The sequence below is a fragment of the Acuticoccus sediminis genome (assembly GCF_003258595.1).
In the GTDB taxonomy this organism is placed as follows: domain Bacteria; phylum Pseudomonadota; class Alphaproteobacteria; order Rhizobiales; family Amorphaceae; genus Acuticoccus; species Acuticoccus sediminis.
This window is the reverse complement of record NZ_QHHQ01000005.1, coordinates 231,856-247,367: the sequence shown is the minus strand read 5'-3', so window position 1 is coordinate 247,367 and position 15,512 is coordinate 231,856. Positions and strand designations below refer to the sequence as shown.

The following is a 15,512-nucleotide window of genomic DNA, read 5'->3' as shown; positions in this document are numbered from 1 at the left end:
GGCGCGGGCGTTGCCTCGCGCGGCTGCCCCCGGAACGGCCATATATCTGACGGGCCGGTCACTTAACCGGTGTCGAACTCGTGCTGAGGTTGCCGGTCGGGTCATGCCTCGTTGTCCAGCAATTCCAAGAAACGGTAAAGCCCGCCGCCCGGTCTCAGAGCGCGACTATAGTCGGATACTTGCGTGACAACGTCGCAGCGAAGCCCGAAATCGCTTCGGAATCTCGTGAATTGCGGGCAAGCGGAACCGACACCACGTCGACCACATGGGCCGGCCGCTCGCTCAGAAGAACAATCTGATCCGCAAGCTGGATCGCCTCGCGGACGTTGTGCGTGACCATCAGGATCGTCATCGGATTGCGCGCCCAGAGCGACAGCAGCAGCGCTCTCAGGTTCTGCGCGCTGGTCTCGTCGAGCGACACGAACGGCTCGTCCAGGTAGAGGACGTCGGGCTTGACGGCGAAGGCGCGCGCCAGCGCCGCGCGGCGGGCCTGGCCGAGCGACAGCTCCGCCGGGAACCGCTCGCCCAGCCCGCCGAGGCCGACGTCCTCGAGCGCGGCGGCGACGCGCGCGGCCTTGTCCGCCTCGTCCGGCAGCGCGAGGGCGACGTTGTCGGCCACGGTGCGCCAGGGGAGGAGGCGCGGCTCCTGGAAGGCGACGGCGATCCGCGCCTCGCCGAGTGCCGGGTCGACGGTGCCGGCGAAGTCCGTGTCGAGCCCGGTGAGGATCCGCAGCGTCGTCGTCTTGCCGCACCCCGACGGGCCGATCAGCGCCGTGAAGGTGCCGTGCGGCATGGTGAAGGCCAGGCCGTCGAGCACCGCCACGGCGCGCCCGTCCGCGTCGCGGTGCGCCTTGGTGCGGATATCGACGGAGTATCCGTCCACCGGAGCCTCAGACGGGTCTGGGCCGCCAGCGATTGGCGCGAGCCTCGAGCGGTTGGACAATGAAGAACTCCACCACGAGCATGATGGCCACGAACGCCAGCGTGTAGCCGAGGATCGCACGCACATCGAACATCTGGAAATAAAGGTGGATCTGGAAGCCGACGCCGTTGGAGCGGCCGAGCAGCTCCACCACCAGGACGATCTTCCAGATCAGCGCGATCCCCGAGCGGGCGGCCGCGGCGATGTACGGCTGGAGCTGCGGCAGGGTGACGTTGGCGAGGGTCTTGCCGCGCGAGAAGCGGTAGACCTTCGCCATCTCCATCAGCGCCGGGTCCATCGCCCGCGCCCCCTCGCGGATCGTGACCGTCACGTTCGGGATCTTGTTGAGCGCCACCGCGAGGATCGCCGCGCTCTCCGTCAGCCCGATCCAGATGTAGGCGAGGACGATGACGATGAGCGCAGGGGCGTTCAGCAGGAGGATCAGCCACGGCTCGCCGAGCGTGTTGGCGAGCGTCGAGCGGCCCATTGCCAGCCCGGCGGCGGTCCCGACCGCCATCGCGATGACGAACGCCGCCGCGACACGCGCGAGGGTGACGCCGAGGTGGTAGGGGAGCTCCCCGGAGGCGGTCTCGCTGGCGATGAAGCCGAACACGGAGACCGGGCTCGGGCAGAGGCGCGGCCCCATCCACCAGGTGCCGAGGAGCCAGAGCGCGAAGAAGGCCGCGACCGACAGCGCCGTAGCGATCAGCCGGGGCGACAGGACGCGGGGGCGTGCCAGCGCGGCGCGGTGCTCCAGGGCGGTGGGTGCGTCGGTCATGATGTGCGTTGCATCGGCTCAGTTGCCGGCGGTGAGGCCGGACCAGAAGGTCCCGGGCGCCATCTCGGTCGCCGGACCGACGAGCTCGGTCCCGCCGGCCTTGGCGAGGTAGGCGTAGACGGCGGCGGTGTCGGCCTCCTCGCGCGCAGCGTCGCCGGTGGGGATCCCCTCGCGCCAGCGCTTGCGCAGCGTCTCGAAGACGGCGTCGTTCTCGGCGTTCATCGCCTCGCGTAACGGCTCCCAGGCGGCGTCGTCCTCGAGAAGGTGCGCCTTCGCGGCGCGCGAGGCGGCGAGGAAGCCGGCGACGAGCTCCGGATTGGCGTCCGCCCACTCCTCGTTGAAGATGTAGCCGATGGCCGACAGCTTGCCCCTGGCGCCGAGCGCCTCCGCCGCGTCCTGGGCGGAGACAAGCTCGCAGTAGCCCTCCGTCTCCAGCCGCGCGTTGTAGTGCCAGTAGTTGAGCGCGGCATCGAGCTCGCCCTGGCGCAGCTTCTCGGCGAGGAGCGGCGGGGCGCCGAACACCTGCCGCGTCCTGCCCTTGAGGTCGAACCCGAGCTCGCCCTCGGCCATGCCGATCAGCATCAGCCAGCTCTTGTCGAGCGGCCCGCCCGCGACGCCGATGGTCTTGCCCTCGAGGTCCTCCAGCGACTTCAGGCCGGAGTCGCAGGGGACCATCAGCCCGCCCATCGACGTGGAGTAGGGGATGAAGGTCATCGGCGCGCCCATCGCCCGCTGGCGCGAGGCGAAGAGCCAGTCGCCGGTCGACATGTCCACGTCGCCCGACAGCAGCGCCACCTGCGTCGCGTTGGCGCCGGCGAAGGGGACGATCTCGAGGGTGAAGCCGTTCGCCTCGTCGTAGCCCTCGCGCTTGATGGTGTCGGCCTCCCAGTTGACGGTGCCGAACTTCAGGAGGGCGAGGCGCACGACCGGTCCCTCCGCGTACGCCGGACCCGCCGCGAGCAGCGCGCCCGTCACCGCCGCCGCCAGTATGGGCGCGGCCAGGGCGATCAGCGATCGGCCGAAGCGTGTCATGTCTCACTCCCTGGCACCTTGCGTGCCGTAATCCGGCGCTTCGAGGCGCCTTGTCGTCGGGCGCCGTCAGGCGCCCCGATGGTCCCGGCCGCAGCCGGCGCCGCGCGCTCAGTCTGACGGACGGCCCCGAACACGCAAGCCCTTGGACGGGTCGTAGCCCCAAAGTCCGAGGACGAGGAAGACGACGAGGACGGCCGCGACGATCCCCGCCGCCGTCCAGTTGGCCTTGCCGTAGAGGGCGAAGCGCAGCATCTCGACGGCGTGGGTGAACGGGTTCGCCGAGGAGATCTGCCACAGGATAAGGCTCGATTCCTTCATCCGCCACAGCGGGTAGAGCGCCGAGGACAGGAAGAAGGACGGGAAGATGACGAAGTTCATCACCCCGGCGAAGTTCTCGAGCTGGTTGATCGCCGAGGACAGGAACATCCCGACCGCGCCCAGCATCATCCCGCTGAGGATCAGGGCGGGGAAGATCGCGACGTAGCCCTGCCAGGTGAAGGTGATCCCGAACATCGCGGCGATGGCGAGGAAGGCGTAGACCTGAACGATCGAGACGATGACGCCCGCCATCAGCTTGGCCGACAGCAGGAACGGGCGCGGCAGAGGCGTCGTCATCAGGACCCGCATCGACCCCATCTCGCGGTCGTAGACCATCGAGAGGGAGGACTGCATGCCGTTAAAGAGCTGGATCATGCCGATCAGCCCGGGGACGATGTAGACGTCGTAGGTGATGTAGGTCTGGTACGGCGGCTGGATGGCGACGCCGAGGACCGCGCGGAAGCCCGCCGCGAAGACGATGAGCCAGACCAGCGGCCGCACCAGGGCGGCGATGAAGCGGCCGCGCTGCTGGACGAAGCGCAGCAGCTCGCGCTGGGTGATGCCGACACCGGCCCGCACATAGGCGCTCATGCCCCACCTGCCGATTTGCGGGAGGCCCGCTCCAGAGCCGCGTCCACGGTGGGCGCGGTCGCGGACGCGGCGCCGGTGAGCCGGGTGAAGGCGCCGGCAAGGTCCGCCGCGCCCGTGGACTGGACGATGTCGCGCGCGACACCCTTGGCGAGGATCTCGCCGCCGCCGAGGACGATGAGGTCGTCGTCCGGCCACACCTCGTCGATGAGGTGGGTGGACCAGAGGACGGCGAGGCCGCGTTCGCGGGCGAGCGCGTGGACATGCTGGCAGATTTTGGCGCGGGACTCGACGTCGAGGCCCACGGTGGGTTCGTCGAGCAGCAGGATCGACGGGTTGTGCAGGAGGGCGCGTGCCAGCTCCACGCGCCGGCGGTGGCCGCCGTTGAGGGCGCGCACGCTCTCCTTGGCGCGCTCGGCCATCTCGAGCCGTGTCAGCTCGGCCTCGATGCGGGCCCTGGCGTCGCGCCGGCCGATCCCGCGCAGCGCCGCGAAGTAGGTGAGATTCTGCCGGACGCTGAGGTCGAGGTCGAGCGTCGGCTGCTGGAACACGAGGCCGAGGGGGGCGAGTGCGGCGGACCCGGCACGGATGTCCGTGCCTTCGATCCTGATGCTGCCCGACTGGAGCGCGAGGAGACGGGTGAGGAGCGCGAAGAGCGTCGTCTTGCCCGCGCCGTTCGGTCCGAGCAGGGCGGTGAAGCGCCCCGGCTCGATGGAAAAGGACACGCCTTTCAGCGCAGCCTTGCGCCCGTAGGTGTGATGGACGTCATCAACCTCCAGCGCGGGCTGCGCCGGGTCGATCAAGCGTCCTGTTCGTCGGCCTTCGGATAGCTGCACTTCCAGCTCTTGATCTTGTACTGCGGGTGCTCACCCGCCCACTGGGCAAGGTAGGGCATGGCCCGCATCGTGCAGGATTGCGGTGTCGTCTGCTCGAGGAACGAAAATCGCTCTTCGCTGCAAACCGAGGGATTGGTGTTGAGGCAGACGGCCACCACAAGTTGGATGATCGGCATCATGTGTCCCTTTGCACTGAACTAAAGTCTTGGTTGACGCCTTCAGGGTGCAAACGGAATGCCCGTTCGGGCCTATTCTGGTATTTTCAGGCTCAAACGATTGCGGATCAGCCATGCAAGCCCGCGCTGCCAGGACTGGTTCGTATTGCCGCGGATGTCCGCGCTCATAGCCTGTAGCATCTCACCGGTGTCGACGTCCTTCACGTATACGTTGATGTTGAGGATAAGGTTCGAGACTTTCTGAACCGTTCCGGTGACCGACCAATCCGCGTCCAAACGATCGGCAAACGAAACATCGCAATTGCCACAATGCTGTAGGTTCCGCTCGGCCGCCTCGGCGGCGACCGGCGCGATGTCGACGACGCCGAATCCGGGCGCGGCGGCGATCGCCTCACGGAGCTGGCCGGTCAGAAGATCGAGGCGCCGGGTCTCGGCCGGATCCTCGGCCGTCGCGACGAGCGTCCCGCCGCGCGAATAGTCGATCAACTCGAACTCGAAGACCGCGACGCGGGTCTCCGGCCGGGCGACCTTCGTGTCCGCTGCTCCGAGAGCTGCCGTTCCCGTCAGCACCGCGACCAAAACTCCGGCGGCGGAGCCGCTGCGGACGATGGTCGCACCCCGGCCGATCACCCCGGCGATGATGCCGGGGCCGTCTCGCGCCGAAAACCGTTCTGTTCCCATGATCGGGCCCACCATCGTGCCGCCAGTCAGTTCAGGAATAGATCGCCTGAGCGGAACTGCACTTGTACTATAGTCGCACGGCAAAACCGTTGACTTGGGGTCTAATTTGGCTTCGGCTGAGGATGCGTGTTCGGTGTAACAATAACGAAATAAAGACTTAGGGTGGAAAAGTGAGGAGCCAACTGGCCCGCGCGATGGCAGGGCTGGGCCTCCTTGTCGCCGTTTGGCTGGGGGCATCTCCGGCCGTGATGGCGGCCGAGGCCGACCGTATCTCCATCGGCTACATCTTCCCGGCGGAGCGCGAGCTCACGCTGTCGATCCTCGATCGGCCGACGGCGGACTTCGGCCTTGCCGGCGCCGAGCTCGCGATCGCCGACAACAACACCACCGGGCGCTTCACCGGCCAAGAGTACAAGCTGCTGCCGGCGCCGGTCGAGGCGGTCGAGGACGCGTTCGCCGCCATCGACGCCTTCGCCGAGGCGGGCGCCGCGGCCGCCGTCGTCGACCTTCCGGCCGAGGAACTCGTCGAGGTCGCGGCCGCCGCGGCCGAGCGGGACATGCTCGTCTTCAACGTCGGCGCCCCCGACGACCGGCTGAGGGTGGAGACCTGCCCGGCCAACGTCGTCCACATCGTGCCGAGCCGCGCGATGCTGGCGGACGCGCTCGCCCAGTTCCTCGCCTGGAAAAAGTGGAACCGGTGGTTCCTGGTCACCGGCTCGCACCCCGAGGACGCCGCGTTCGCCGCCGCCATCAAGCGCGCCGCCGCCCGGTTCGGCGGCCGTATCGTCGAGGAGCGCGTCTTCGAGGACACCGGCGGCGCCCGCACCACCGACAGCGGCCACGTCCAGGTCCAGCGCCGCCTGCCGGTCTTCCTGCAGGGCGCGCCCGAGCACGACGTCGTCATCGTCGCCGACGAGAGCGAGGTGTTCGGCACCTACGTTCCCTACAACACCTGGTCGCCGCGTCCGGTCGCCGGTACCGCAGGGCTCGTGCCGACGGCGTGGAGCCCGGCGCACGAGCAGTGGGCGGGCATCCAGGTGCAGAACCGCTTCCGCGACGCGTTCAACCGCCGCATGCAGGCCGTCGACATGCTCGCCTGGATGGCGGTGCGCGCGGTCGGCGAGGCGGCGACGCGCGCCTCCACCAGCGACCCGGCCGCGATCCGCCAGTACATCCTCGGTCCCGACTTCGAGCTCGCCGCCTTCAAAGGCGAGGCGCTCACCATCCGCGACTGGAACCGCCAGCTCCGCCAGCCGATCCTTTTGACGAGCGACAAGTTCGTCGTGTCCGTTTCGCCGCAGGAGGGCTTCCTGCACCCGACCTCGTTCCTCGACACGCTCGGTTACGACCGGGCCGAGAGCCGCTGCGCCTCGTGACCGCACCCGCAATGGGGACGGCCTGAAGGGACGGGACGGGCCGACGACCTGATCCGGCCGGAACGGCGCGACAGACGCCGCGGCCCATAACGCGTTCGACTGGGAGGAGCGCATGCGCACGTTGATGGGCGCCATCGCCGCGATGGCCCTCGTGGCCTCGGCGGGCGAGGCCGCAGCCTACAAGATCTTCGTCTCGAACGAGAAATCGAACACCGTGTCGGTGATCGACTCGGAGACCATGGCGGTGGTGGAGACCATCGACGTCGGCCAGCGCCCGCGCGGCATCACCGTGGCGGACGGGAACAAGCACCTGCTGGTGGCGGTCGGCGACGACGACACCGTGGAGGTCTACGACACCGACACCTACGAGCGCCTCTACACGCTGCCGTCCGGCCCGGATCCGGAGCTTTTCGTGCTGCATCCGGACGGCGTGCACCTCTACATCGCCAACGAGGACGACAACCTCGTCACCGTGGTGGACCTGAAGAGCCGCTCCATGGTGAGCGAGATTCCGGTCGGCGTGGAGCCGGAGGGAATGGGCGTGTCGCCGGACGGGACGTACATCGTCAACACGTCCGAGACGACGAACATGGCGCACTTCATCGACACCGAGAGCCACGAGATCACCGCCAATGTGCTCGTCGACCAGCGCCCGCGCTTCGCCGAGTTCAAGTCGGACGGCTCGGAGGTGTGGGTCTCGTCGGAGATCGGCGGGACCGTGAGCGTCATCGACCCGGTGGAGCACAAGGTGACGCACAAGATCACCTTCGAGGTTCCCGGCCTGCGCCCTGAGGCGATCCAGCCCGTCGGCATCGCGATCGCCAAGGACATGTCGATCGCCTTCGTCGCGCTGGGGCCGGCCAATCGCGTCGCCGTCATCGACCCCGCGACCTACGAGGTGCTCGACTATCTCCTCGTCGGGCAGCGCGTCTGGCAGCTCGGCTTCTCGCCGGACCAGGACCTCCTCTTCACGACGAACGGCGTCTCCAACGACGTCTCGGTGATCGACGTCGCCGACCGGGAGGTCGTCAACACCGTCCAGGTGGGCGAGTTCCCCTGGGGTGTGGTGGCGCGCCCGGAATAGATCCCGCCGCAACGACACAACGAAAAGAAGAGGAACGACCCATGAAGCCGACCGCCATCACCGCCGCCCTCGGGTTCGCGGCCATCCTCGCCACGGGCCCCGCCTTCGGCCAGGCCGGGCTGCTCACCGGCGGCGCGGAGGACCTGCCGCCGATCACCCTGTCGTCCGGCAAGCCCCTCGCCGAGAAGCCGTACGAGATCAAGGCGGGCAAGTACTACGAGCTGCCGATCCAGGCGGACGGGTCGGCGGAGCTGGCGCTGTCCGGACCCGAGTTCTTCCGCAACGTCTGGATCAACGAGGTCGTCATCAACGATATCGAGATCCGCCCGCTCGGCGTCGACTCGCTGGAGTTCGACGACGAGGGCGAGGCGACGATCTCCTTCATCGCCATCCGGCCCGGCCGCTTCGTGCTGCGCATCCCCGGAACGACGGGCGAGTCGCAGCAGGCGATCTTCAACGTGACGGACTAGGGCCATGGCCTCCCTGCGCCTTGCTGCGCTCCTCGCCGCCGTGATCGCCGCTGCCCCGGCCGTCGCGGCGGGACAGGGGACGTCCGACTGGCCCTGCGTGCAGCGCAAGGTGCCGGCGCTGACGCCGGCCGCCGTCTGGACCGGTCCCGACATCGAGGCGCTGGAGGCCGACTGGCGCGACGACGAGGAGGTGGCGGCGCTGGTGCGCCGCCTCTCCCAGCGCCGCGTGCCGATCGAGGAGGCGGAGGCCGACATCGCAGCGTTCGCGGCCGAACTCGACGCGGACAAGACGGAGCGCCTGACGCTCCTGTTCGCCGGCCTGTTCGAGACGATGAACACCGAGCGCGGCCAGATCATCGACGGCATCGAGCGCTACGCCCACCGCCAGCGCGAGGTGGCGCAGAAGGTACGCTCCATGGCGAGCGAGCTCGGCGCGCTGCGCAAGGACCCGAACGCGGACGCCGCGGCCATCGACGAGGCCAAGACGGCGCTCGACTGGCAGACGCGCATCTACAACGAGCGGCGCGCCTCGCTCCCCTATGTCTGCGAGGTGCCGCGCTTCGTCGAGCAGCGCCTATTCGCTCTCGGCCGCGCCATCGTGAAGGCGATGCCGAACTGAGGCGCCGCCGCGCTGCGGGGTGGCGCGGGGTGCTCGGCGCCGCACGACCGGACTGGTTGCAGCGCAATCGAGTTTCGCTTTGAGGTCGAATGTGGGAATATTCGGCCCCGCGCGTCGTTCGTCGATGAGGGGGCGCGGTCCACCTCGATGCGAGGCGCGCGGATGTCCATGCAGAAACAGGGCTACGTGCTTCCGCTCACCGCGGAGGAGACGCGGCGGCTCCACAACCAGGCGCACTACCTCGACCGGTGCACCGACCCGCTGCTCGCCCGGTACGTGCGCCCCGGCATGCACTGCGTCGAGCTCGGCTGCGGCGTCGGCTCCTCGACGCAGAGCATCCGCCAGATCCTGGGGCGGACCGGGACGCTCACCACCGTCGACCAGGGCGTCGCCTTCCTGGACTACACGCGCCAGCGCCTGGACCAGACCGGCAACGACGGCGTGACCTTCGTCCACGCCTCGGCCGAGTACTACGCGTTTCCCGCCGAGCTCGACCTCGTCTTCGGCCGCGCCGTGCTGCATCACACGCGCGATCCCTGGGACGTCTACGCCCGCGCGGCGGCGGCGCTGGAGCGGGGCGGCTTCATCATCTTCCAGGAGCCGGCCATGTCGGCGATCTTCCGTCACGCGCTGCCGCGCGGGGTGGAGAGCCTCTGGCGCTGGTACATCGCCCTCGGCGAACAGGGGGGCTTCCACTTCGACATCGGCGACGACCTCGCCCGCTTCGCCACCCGCGCCGGCCTCGAGATCGTGGAGATGGCGGGCTACGAGCCCATCCTCGTGTCCGACGAGGACCGCTCGGTCTACCCGAAGCTCCTGCGGGTCATCGGCGACCAGTTGCTGGTCGCCGGCCTCGCCTCGCGCGAGGCGCTGGAAAAGGTGCAGGACGAGCTTGAGGAGGCCGCGCGCGAGGGGATCCCCATGTCCTACATCCCCTTCATCCACTGCGTCGCGATGCGCCCGCTCCACGCCGCTCCGGCCGGCGAGCCGGCACACTAGTTTCCCTCGCGCACTGCGCGTCCCGGCGTCCTCCGGCCCCGTCGGCGCGGTACTGTGCCGCCCACGCGGGCCGGTACCACGACGCGCCTGCAGTCCCGGTCGAAGGGGGGCGAGTCGGGGTGGCGCCGTGGCCGGGAAAGGGGGGCGGCGATCGTGCGGCGCCGCCGGGGCCGGGCCGCGTCAGCGCGTCAGTTCGTAGGGCTCGCGGTGTTCGAGGGGGAGGCCGGAGTTCGACCAGCCGTCGGTGCCCTCGGGGTACCAGCTGACGTTGGTGTAGCCGTACTCGAGCGCGCGCCGGGCGGCGTTCCAGGACATCCAGCACTCCGACAGGCAGTAGAAGACGAGGGGCGCGTCCGCGTCTCCGTGGGTAATCTCCGCGAGGGCTGCGGTGTAGTAGGCGTCCATCTCGGTGGAGAGACGGTCGTAGCCGGTGTTGGCCAGCCAGACGCTGCCGGGGACGTCCTCGCGCGGCGGGGCGCGCCAGAGCGTCCCCTCGGGAAGGTTCGCCGGCCGCTTGGGCGTGGGGAGCGTGTCGACGAAGAGCGCCGCCTTCATCTCCCAGAGAGCCTTCGCCTCGGCGGTGGTCAGCACCGAGGCGCCAACGAGCGTCGCCGGGACGGGGGCGCGGTAGGGCGGGCCGCGGTAGTCCTCGGGCTCGGGCACGACGTCGGCCCGGGCCGGTACGGTGGCGGAGACGGACACCGCGGCGACGGAGGCAAGGATGAGGGAGGCCGCGGCGAGGAACGCCGCTGCCAGGCGTGACGGGGGGCGCATACGCCTCAATCCGGGCCTCGTGTGATCGGCCGGCCCTGCTCGTCGATCAGGGGCACGCCGTAGTCGAGAAGGATCGCGTTGATCTGGTCCTGATTGTCCCGGATGACCTCGTTGAGGGTGCGTTTCCACTCCTGGTCGGAGGGGCGCACGCCCATGGTGATCCGGTAGGTCATGCGCGGCCCGTTGTCCTCGTGGACGAGGGGGATGATCACGAGCGGCTTGGCGGACTTCTTGGCGTACCAGCCTGCCATCGGCCCCCAGGCGAGAGCGCCGTCGATCTCGCCGGCGGCGAGGTCGGCGAACATGTCGGCGACCGGGTGGTCGACGCGCGTGTCCACCATGAGCTGGTACGGGCGGGCGTGGCCGATGAGGCCGTTGCGCGCCAGGCTCGTCGCGGGCGGCGTCCCGGCCACCACGCCGAGCCTGGCGTCCTTCAGGACCGGGTCGGAGAGGTTGGTGACGCCCGCCAGGGGCGAATCCTCCGGCACCACCAGCGCGTAGGACGTGCGGTAGTAGGGGTTGGTGTTCTGGACCAGCTCATTGCCCTGGGCGAAGCCGATGATCACGTCGCACTGGAAGGCGCGCAGCGTGTTGCGCACGAAGCCGACGCCCTGCGGGAAGAAGGCGTAGGTGACACCCTCCCGCCCGGTCTTCTCGGCGACGAGGTCGGCGATCTTGTTCTCGAACCCTTCACCCGCCTCATTGGAGAGGGGGAGGTTATCGGGGTCGGCGCAGACCCGCAGCACGGTCGGGTCGACGAGCTCGAGGTCGGCGCCGAGGCTGTTGGTCTGCGCGAGCGCCCCGTGCGGGGAGAGTGCCCCGGCGATGCAGGCCGCTAGGCCCGCGAGCGCCATGCGGGCGACCGCGCGGCCGACGTGGCGTGCGGCCGGCAGCCGGCCGGGCCGGAGCGCGCCGGTTGCCGCAGCGGCGGGCGAGGGCAGCCCGGCGGTCACGCGGGACCCGACGGCGGCGCCCGTCCCGGGGGAGGGCGCCACGGACAGACCGCTCCGTTGCGCGCCGGGGGCGTGCCGCGAGGCATGCGGGCGGGGATCAGCCTCCCATACAGGCATTTTCGGCCTCGACGAATCCGTCCGGCTTGGCCTCCTTCTTGGCCGGCCGGCCGCGCGGCAGGCCGCCTTGAGCGCGGGCCCTCAGGTAGACGTAGATGTCGTCGAGATAGCACATGACGTTGGGGTTGGTGCCGAAGGCGGGCATGACCTGGTTGGCCTGACCCGTCCCGACGGCCTGTTTGCCGTTCACGACGACTTCGTAGAACGTGTAGTAGTCGATATTGGCGACGCTTTCGGCGAGCGCCGGCGCGTAGCTCGACCCCATCCCGTCCGGTCCGTGGCAGACGTGGCATTCGGCGTGGTAGCGGCGGAAACCGGAGTAGGTGTACCAGTCGACCGTGCCGTCTTCGGCGATGTTGAAGGTGGGGACACCGTCAGCGTCGAAGTACTTTCCGTCGACGTCTTCGGCCGGTTTGGGATCTCCGGGGCCGACCGCGAAGGCGGCCGTGGTCGCGGCGAGGAGGGCTGCCCCGATGAGTACGCGTCTTATCATTGGTTGCACCTTTGGGAACTGCGTGCCTTGCAAATGGGGCGGCCGCTCATGGGACCGCCCCGTTTGACACGTGTGCGTTGCGCAAGCGGTGGAGCCGCCGGCGACGGGTGCCGGCGACTCTCCGCGATTACTTCGTGGCGCTGTCGGGGAGCGCGAACACCGTCAGCTGGCCGCCGAGGTCGGTGTACTGCTTGAGGCCCGCATAGCCGCCCACGGCGCCCAGACCCGCGTTCGGGTCGGTGAGACCGGCCGCGAGGCCGATACCGGCCCAGCCGCCGATGCCGGAGAGAACGGCCACGTACTGCTTGCCGTCGTTCTCGTAGGTCATCACGTTGCCGATGATGCCGGAGGGGGTCTTGAACTTGTAGAGCTCGTCACCCGTCTCGATGTCGACGGCCTTCAGGTACCCCTCGAGGGTGCCGTAGAAGACGACGTCGCCGGCGGTGGCGAGAGCGCCGGACCACACCGAGAACTGCTCGGGGATCGACCAAACGATCTTACCCTTGGTGGCGTCCCAGGCGATGAAGTTGCCCATGCCGCCATGGCTGTCCGGCGCGGGATACATCGACAGGGTGGCACCGACATACGGCTGGCCCGCGGTGTAGGAGACGCGGAACGGCTCGTAGTCCATGCAGACGTGGTTGGTCGGGATGTAGAAGAGACCGGTCTTCGGCGAGTAGGCCGACGGCTGCTGGTCCTTCGTGCCGAGCGCCGCCGGGCAGATGCCGGTGGTGTTGACGTCCTCGCCGTTCTGCTCGGTCGAGTAATCGGCGACGACCTGCGGACGACCGTACTGCGGGTCGTTCTTGTCCATGACGACGTGGGTCGCCCAGTTCACCGCCGGGTCGTACTTCTCGGCGACGAGGAGCTCGCCCGTCTCGCGGTTCAGGGTGTAGTTGAAGCCGTTGCGGTCCGGGTGGACGAGGGCCGGGACCTTGCCGCCGTCGAAGTCGAGGTCGGCGAGCATCATCTCGTTGACGCCGTCGAAGTCCCACTCGTCGTGCGGGGTCATCTGGTAGACCCACTTGGCCATGCCGTCGTCCGGATCGCGGGCGAAGATGGTCATCGACCAGCGGTTGTCACCGGGGCGCTGCGCGGGGTTCCAGGTCGAGGGGTTGCCCGAGCCGTAGTAGATGAGGTCGAGCTTGGGATCGTAGGAGTACCAGCCCCAGGTGGTGCCGCCGCCGATCTTCCACTGGTCGCCTTCCCACGTGGCGGTGCCGGAATCCTTGCCGACAGGCTTGCCGAGGTGGGTGGTCTTCTCCGGATCGAGCAGGGTCTGGTCGTCCGGACCGGTGGAGAAGGCGCGCCAGACCTGGCTGCCGTCGGCGAGGCTGTAGGCCGTGATGTGGCCCTGAACGCCGAACTCACCGCCGGAGATGCCGGTGATGACCTTGTCCTTCACGATCATCGGCGCCATCGTGGCGGTCTGGCCCTTGGAGGGATCGCCGTTGGTCACCTCCCATACGACCGAGCCGTCCTCGGCGTTGAGGGCGACGAGCTTGGTGTCGGCCTGCTGGAGGAGGATCAGCGCCGGCTGGTCACCGCTCGCCGGGGCGTAGGAGACGCCGCGATAGACCGTATCGCAGCACATCACGCCGATGACGTTCGGGTCCTGCTTCGGCTCGTACTTCCATTTGATCTTGTTTTCGTTCGCGAGGTCGATCGCGAAGACGTTGTTGGGGAACGGTGTGGCAAAGTACATCATGTCGCCGATGACGATGGGCGACCCTTCGTGCCCGCGCAGCACGCCGGTCGACATCGTCCAGGCGACTTGCAGCTGACCGACATTGTCCTTGGTGATCTGGTCGAGCTCGGAATAGCGCCAGTTGGCATAGTTGCCGGTCGGCATGACCCAGTCGGCCGAGTTGCCTTCCATCTTCACGAGGTCGTCGTTGGCGACGACTGCCGTCGAGGCGACCGCGAGCGCCAAAGCGCTGCAAGCCGAGGTCAATATAAATCGCTTCATCAGCACCTCCCAATCGATCTTGTCCCGGCGGTGAGACCCCCCGGTTCGATGCGGTATCCCATCATGATCTCGCCAGAGATTGCAATGGGACTTCAAGACCGTTGAACGTCCTGACGCATACGACCAAAGTCCAGCTGCTCAAGGCGTCTGTGCTGTATACTTTGCGGATGATACAGTTGCGCATCGTGTGAACAAAAGCGACTTGCAAAGATGCCACTGTCCGCAAGATGGATTGTCTCGAAGACATCCCCCTCCGCCCGCCCTTCAAAGTATATTACGACTAAAGTGCTAGGTTTCGGTGCGGCGCGGCATGGTCCGGCGAGGGGGCGTCCGGCGAGGGTCGCGGCCCTCTTTCTCCTGATGGTCGCCGGCGGCGCGCCGGGTCCGGCGGCGGCTGCGACGGCGCTCGCGGTGGTGGAGGTCGCGCCGGGCGTCTTCGTGCACGAAGGGGCGGTCGCGCTGGCGGACGGCGTCAACCGCGGCGACATCGCCAACCTCGGCTTCATCGTCGGCGGCGAGGGGGTCGCGGTGGTCGACACCGGCGGCAGCGTCGAGGTCGGCGCCGGGCTGCTCGCCGCCATCCGGGCGGAGACGGACCTTCCGGTGCTCGCCGTCGTCAACACGCACATGCACCCGGACCACGTCTTCGGCGACGCGGCCTTCCGCGGGACAGGCCCCGGCGGCGCCGACCCCGAGTTCTTCGGCCACGCCAAGCTCGGGCGCTCGCTGGCGGCCCGCGCCGCCTACTACCTCGAGATCTCCGAGCGCGACATCGGCGCGGCGCTGACCGGGCCGGAGGACGTGGTCCTCCCGAACGAGGCGGTCGACGACCACCGCGAGATCGACCTAGGCGGGCGCGTCCTCGAGCTCGACGCCTGGCCGACCGCGCACACCGACAACGATCTCACCGTGCTCGACCGTGACACGGGAACGTTGTTTGCCGGAGACCTCGTCTTCATGCATCATCTACCTGTGGTGGACGGGAGCATCGCCGGCTGGCTGGCGCTGCATCCGCGTCTGGCCGCGATCGAGGCGGCGCGCGTGGTCCCGGGCCACGGTCCCGCCAGCGCCGACTGGCCGGAGGCGCTCAACGCGCAGCGCCGCTACCTGGACGCCGTCGCCACCGGCGTCCGCGAGGCCATCGCGGCCGGGCGGCCGATGGCGCAGGCGGTGGAGGACGCGCCCGAACCGGGCGGCACATGGGTGCTGGTGGACGCCTTCCACAAGCGCAACGTCACCGCCGCCTATGCCGAGCTGGAGTGGGAGTAGGCCGCACGCGCCGATCCGCGGGACCGGGACGCGGCGGGCAGATGGGACAATAAAGTAG

General features: G+C 68.8%; 17 protein-coding genes. 6 read left to right on the top strand and 11 right to left on the bottom strand.

What is annotated here, in order from left to right; all coding sequences use genetic code 11:
- Nucleotides 1-154 precede the first annotated feature (154 nt).
- The 7 genes from DLJ53_RS22770 to DLJ53_RS22740 form a co-directional block, all read right to left on the bottom strand.
- Nucleotides 155-883, bottom strand: coding sequence for an ABC transporter ATP-binding protein (locus DLJ53_RS22770; protein ID WP_202913301.1), 729 nt, complete (start codon nucleotides 881-883; stop codon nucleotides 155-157).
- 7 nt (nucleotides 884-890) lie between these two features.
- Complete coding sequence (locus DLJ53_RS22765) at nucleotides 891-1,568, bottom strand: ABC transporter permease (protein ID WP_202913325.1); 678 nt, start codon at nucleotides 1,566-1,568, stop codon at nucleotides 891-893.
- 150 nt (nucleotides 1,569-1,718) lie between these two features.
- Nucleotides 1,719-2,732: an ABC transporter substrate-binding protein gene (locus tag DLJ53_RS22760; RefSeq protein WP_111349499.1), complete on the bottom strand. Its 1,014-nt coding sequence runs from the start codon at nucleotides 2,730-2,732 to the stop codon at nucleotides 1,719-1,721.
- Nucleotides 2,733-2,840: 108 nt separating this feature from the next.
- On the bottom strand, nucleotides 2,841-3,641 hold the full coding sequence (locus DLJ53_RS22755) for an ABC transporter permease (protein ID WP_111349498.1): 801 nt from the start codon (nucleotides 3,639-3,641) through the stop codon (nucleotides 2,841-2,843).
- The gene (locus DLJ53_RS22750) at nucleotides 3,638-4,441 is read right to left on the bottom strand and encodes an ABC transporter ATP-binding protein (protein ID WP_244935137.1); all 804 of its coding nucleotides are present in this window, start codon (nucleotides 4,439-4,441) and stop codon (nucleotides 3,638-3,640) included. Before DLJ53_RS22750 ends, DLJ53_RS22755 begins: the two co-directional genes overlap by 4 nt.
- Entirely contained in the window at nucleotides 4,438-4,653 is a 216-nt protein-coding gene (locus DLJ53_RS22745; RefSeq protein WP_111349497.1) for a hypothetical protein, read from the bottom strand. The genes DLJ53_RS22750 and DLJ53_RS22745 overlap by 4 nt, the downstream gene beginning before the upstream one ends.
- A gap of 69 nt (nucleotides 4,654-4,722) precedes the next feature.
- Nucleotides 4,723-5,346: a DUF3280 domain-containing protein gene (locus DLJ53_RS22740; RefSeq protein ID WP_202913300.1), complete on the bottom strand. Its 624-nt coding sequence runs from the start codon at nucleotides 5,344-5,346 to the stop codon at nucleotides 4,723-4,725.
- Nucleotides 5,347-5,525: 179 nt separating this feature from the next.
- Between DLJ53_RS22740 and DLJ53_RS22735 the strand changes: the two genes are divergently transcribed.
- From DLJ53_RS22735 to DLJ53_RS22715, 5 genes are all read left to right on the top strand, one after another.
- Nucleotides 5,526-6,707: an ABC transporter substrate-binding protein gene (locus DLJ53_RS22735; RefSeq protein WP_111349496.1), complete on the top strand. Its 1,182-nt coding sequence runs from the start codon at nucleotides 5,526-5,528 to the stop codon at nucleotides 6,705-6,707.
- Between the two features lie 112 nt (nucleotides 6,708-6,819).
- Nucleotides 6,820-7,791, top strand: coding sequence for a PQQ-dependent catabolism-associated beta-propeller protein (locus DLJ53_RS22730; RefSeq protein ID WP_202913299.1), 972 nt, complete (start codon nucleotides 6,820-6,822; stop codon nucleotides 7,789-7,791).
- A gap of 41 nt (nucleotides 7,792-7,832) precedes the next feature.
- Complete coding sequence (locus DLJ53_RS22725; RefSeq protein WP_111349495.1) at nucleotides 7,833-8,261, top strand: cupredoxin domain-containing protein; 429 nt, start codon at nucleotides 7,833-7,835, stop codon at nucleotides 8,259-8,261.
- Between the two features lie 4 nt (nucleotides 8,262-8,265).
- Nucleotides 8,266-8,880: a hypothetical protein gene (locus tag DLJ53_RS22720; protein WP_111349494.1), complete on the top strand. Its 615-nt coding sequence runs from the start codon at nucleotides 8,266-8,268 to the stop codon at nucleotides 8,878-8,880.
- A 162-nt stretch (nucleotides 8,881-9,042) separates the two neighbouring features.
- On the top strand, nucleotides 9,043-9,879 hold the full coding sequence (locus DLJ53_RS22715; protein WP_162409485.1) for a class I SAM-dependent methyltransferase: 837 nt from the start codon (nucleotides 9,043-9,045) through the stop codon (nucleotides 9,877-9,879).
- A gap of 180 nt (nucleotides 9,880-10,059) precedes the next feature.
- Here DLJ53_RS22715 and DLJ53_RS22710 read toward each other — a convergent pair whose 3' ends face one another.
- The 4 genes from DLJ53_RS22710 to DLJ53_RS22695 form a co-directional block, all read right to left on the bottom strand.
- On the bottom strand, nucleotides 10,060-10,653 hold the full coding sequence (locus DLJ53_RS22710; protein ID WP_111349492.1) for a PQQ-dependent catabolism-associated CXXCW motif protein: 594 nt from the start codon (nucleotides 10,651-10,653) through the stop codon (nucleotides 10,060-10,062).
- 5 nt (nucleotides 10,654-10,658) lie between these two features.
- Complete coding sequence (locus tag DLJ53_RS22705; RefSeq protein WP_111349491.1) at nucleotides 10,659-11,507, bottom strand: substrate-binding domain-containing protein; 849 nt, start codon at nucleotides 11,505-11,507, stop codon at nucleotides 10,659-10,661.
- 196 nt (nucleotides 11,508-11,703) lie between these two features.
- Nucleotides 11,704-12,216 carry a c-type cytochrome, methanol metabolism-related gene (locus tag DLJ53_RS22700; RefSeq protein WP_111349490.1) on the bottom strand — a complete coding sequence of 171 codons (513 nt, stop codon included), beginning with the start codon at nucleotides 12,214-12,216 and terminating at the stop codon, nucleotides 11,704-11,706.
- 127 nt (nucleotides 12,217-12,343) lie between these two features.
- Nucleotides 12,344-14,185 carry a methanol/ethanol family PQQ-dependent dehydrogenase gene (locus DLJ53_RS22695; RefSeq protein WP_111349910.1) on the bottom strand — a complete coding sequence of 614 codons (1,842 nt, stop codon included), beginning with the start codon at nucleotides 14,183-14,185 and terminating at the stop codon, nucleotides 12,344-12,346.
- A gap of 285 nt (nucleotides 14,186-14,470) precedes the next feature.
- Between DLJ53_RS22695 and DLJ53_RS22690 the strand changes: the two genes are divergently transcribed.
- Entirely contained in the window at nucleotides 14,471-15,454 is a 984-nt protein-coding gene (locus DLJ53_RS22690) for a quinoprotein relay system zinc metallohydrolase 2 (RefSeq protein WP_202913298.1), read from the top strand.
- Nucleotides 15,455-15,512 lie beyond the last annotated feature (58 nt).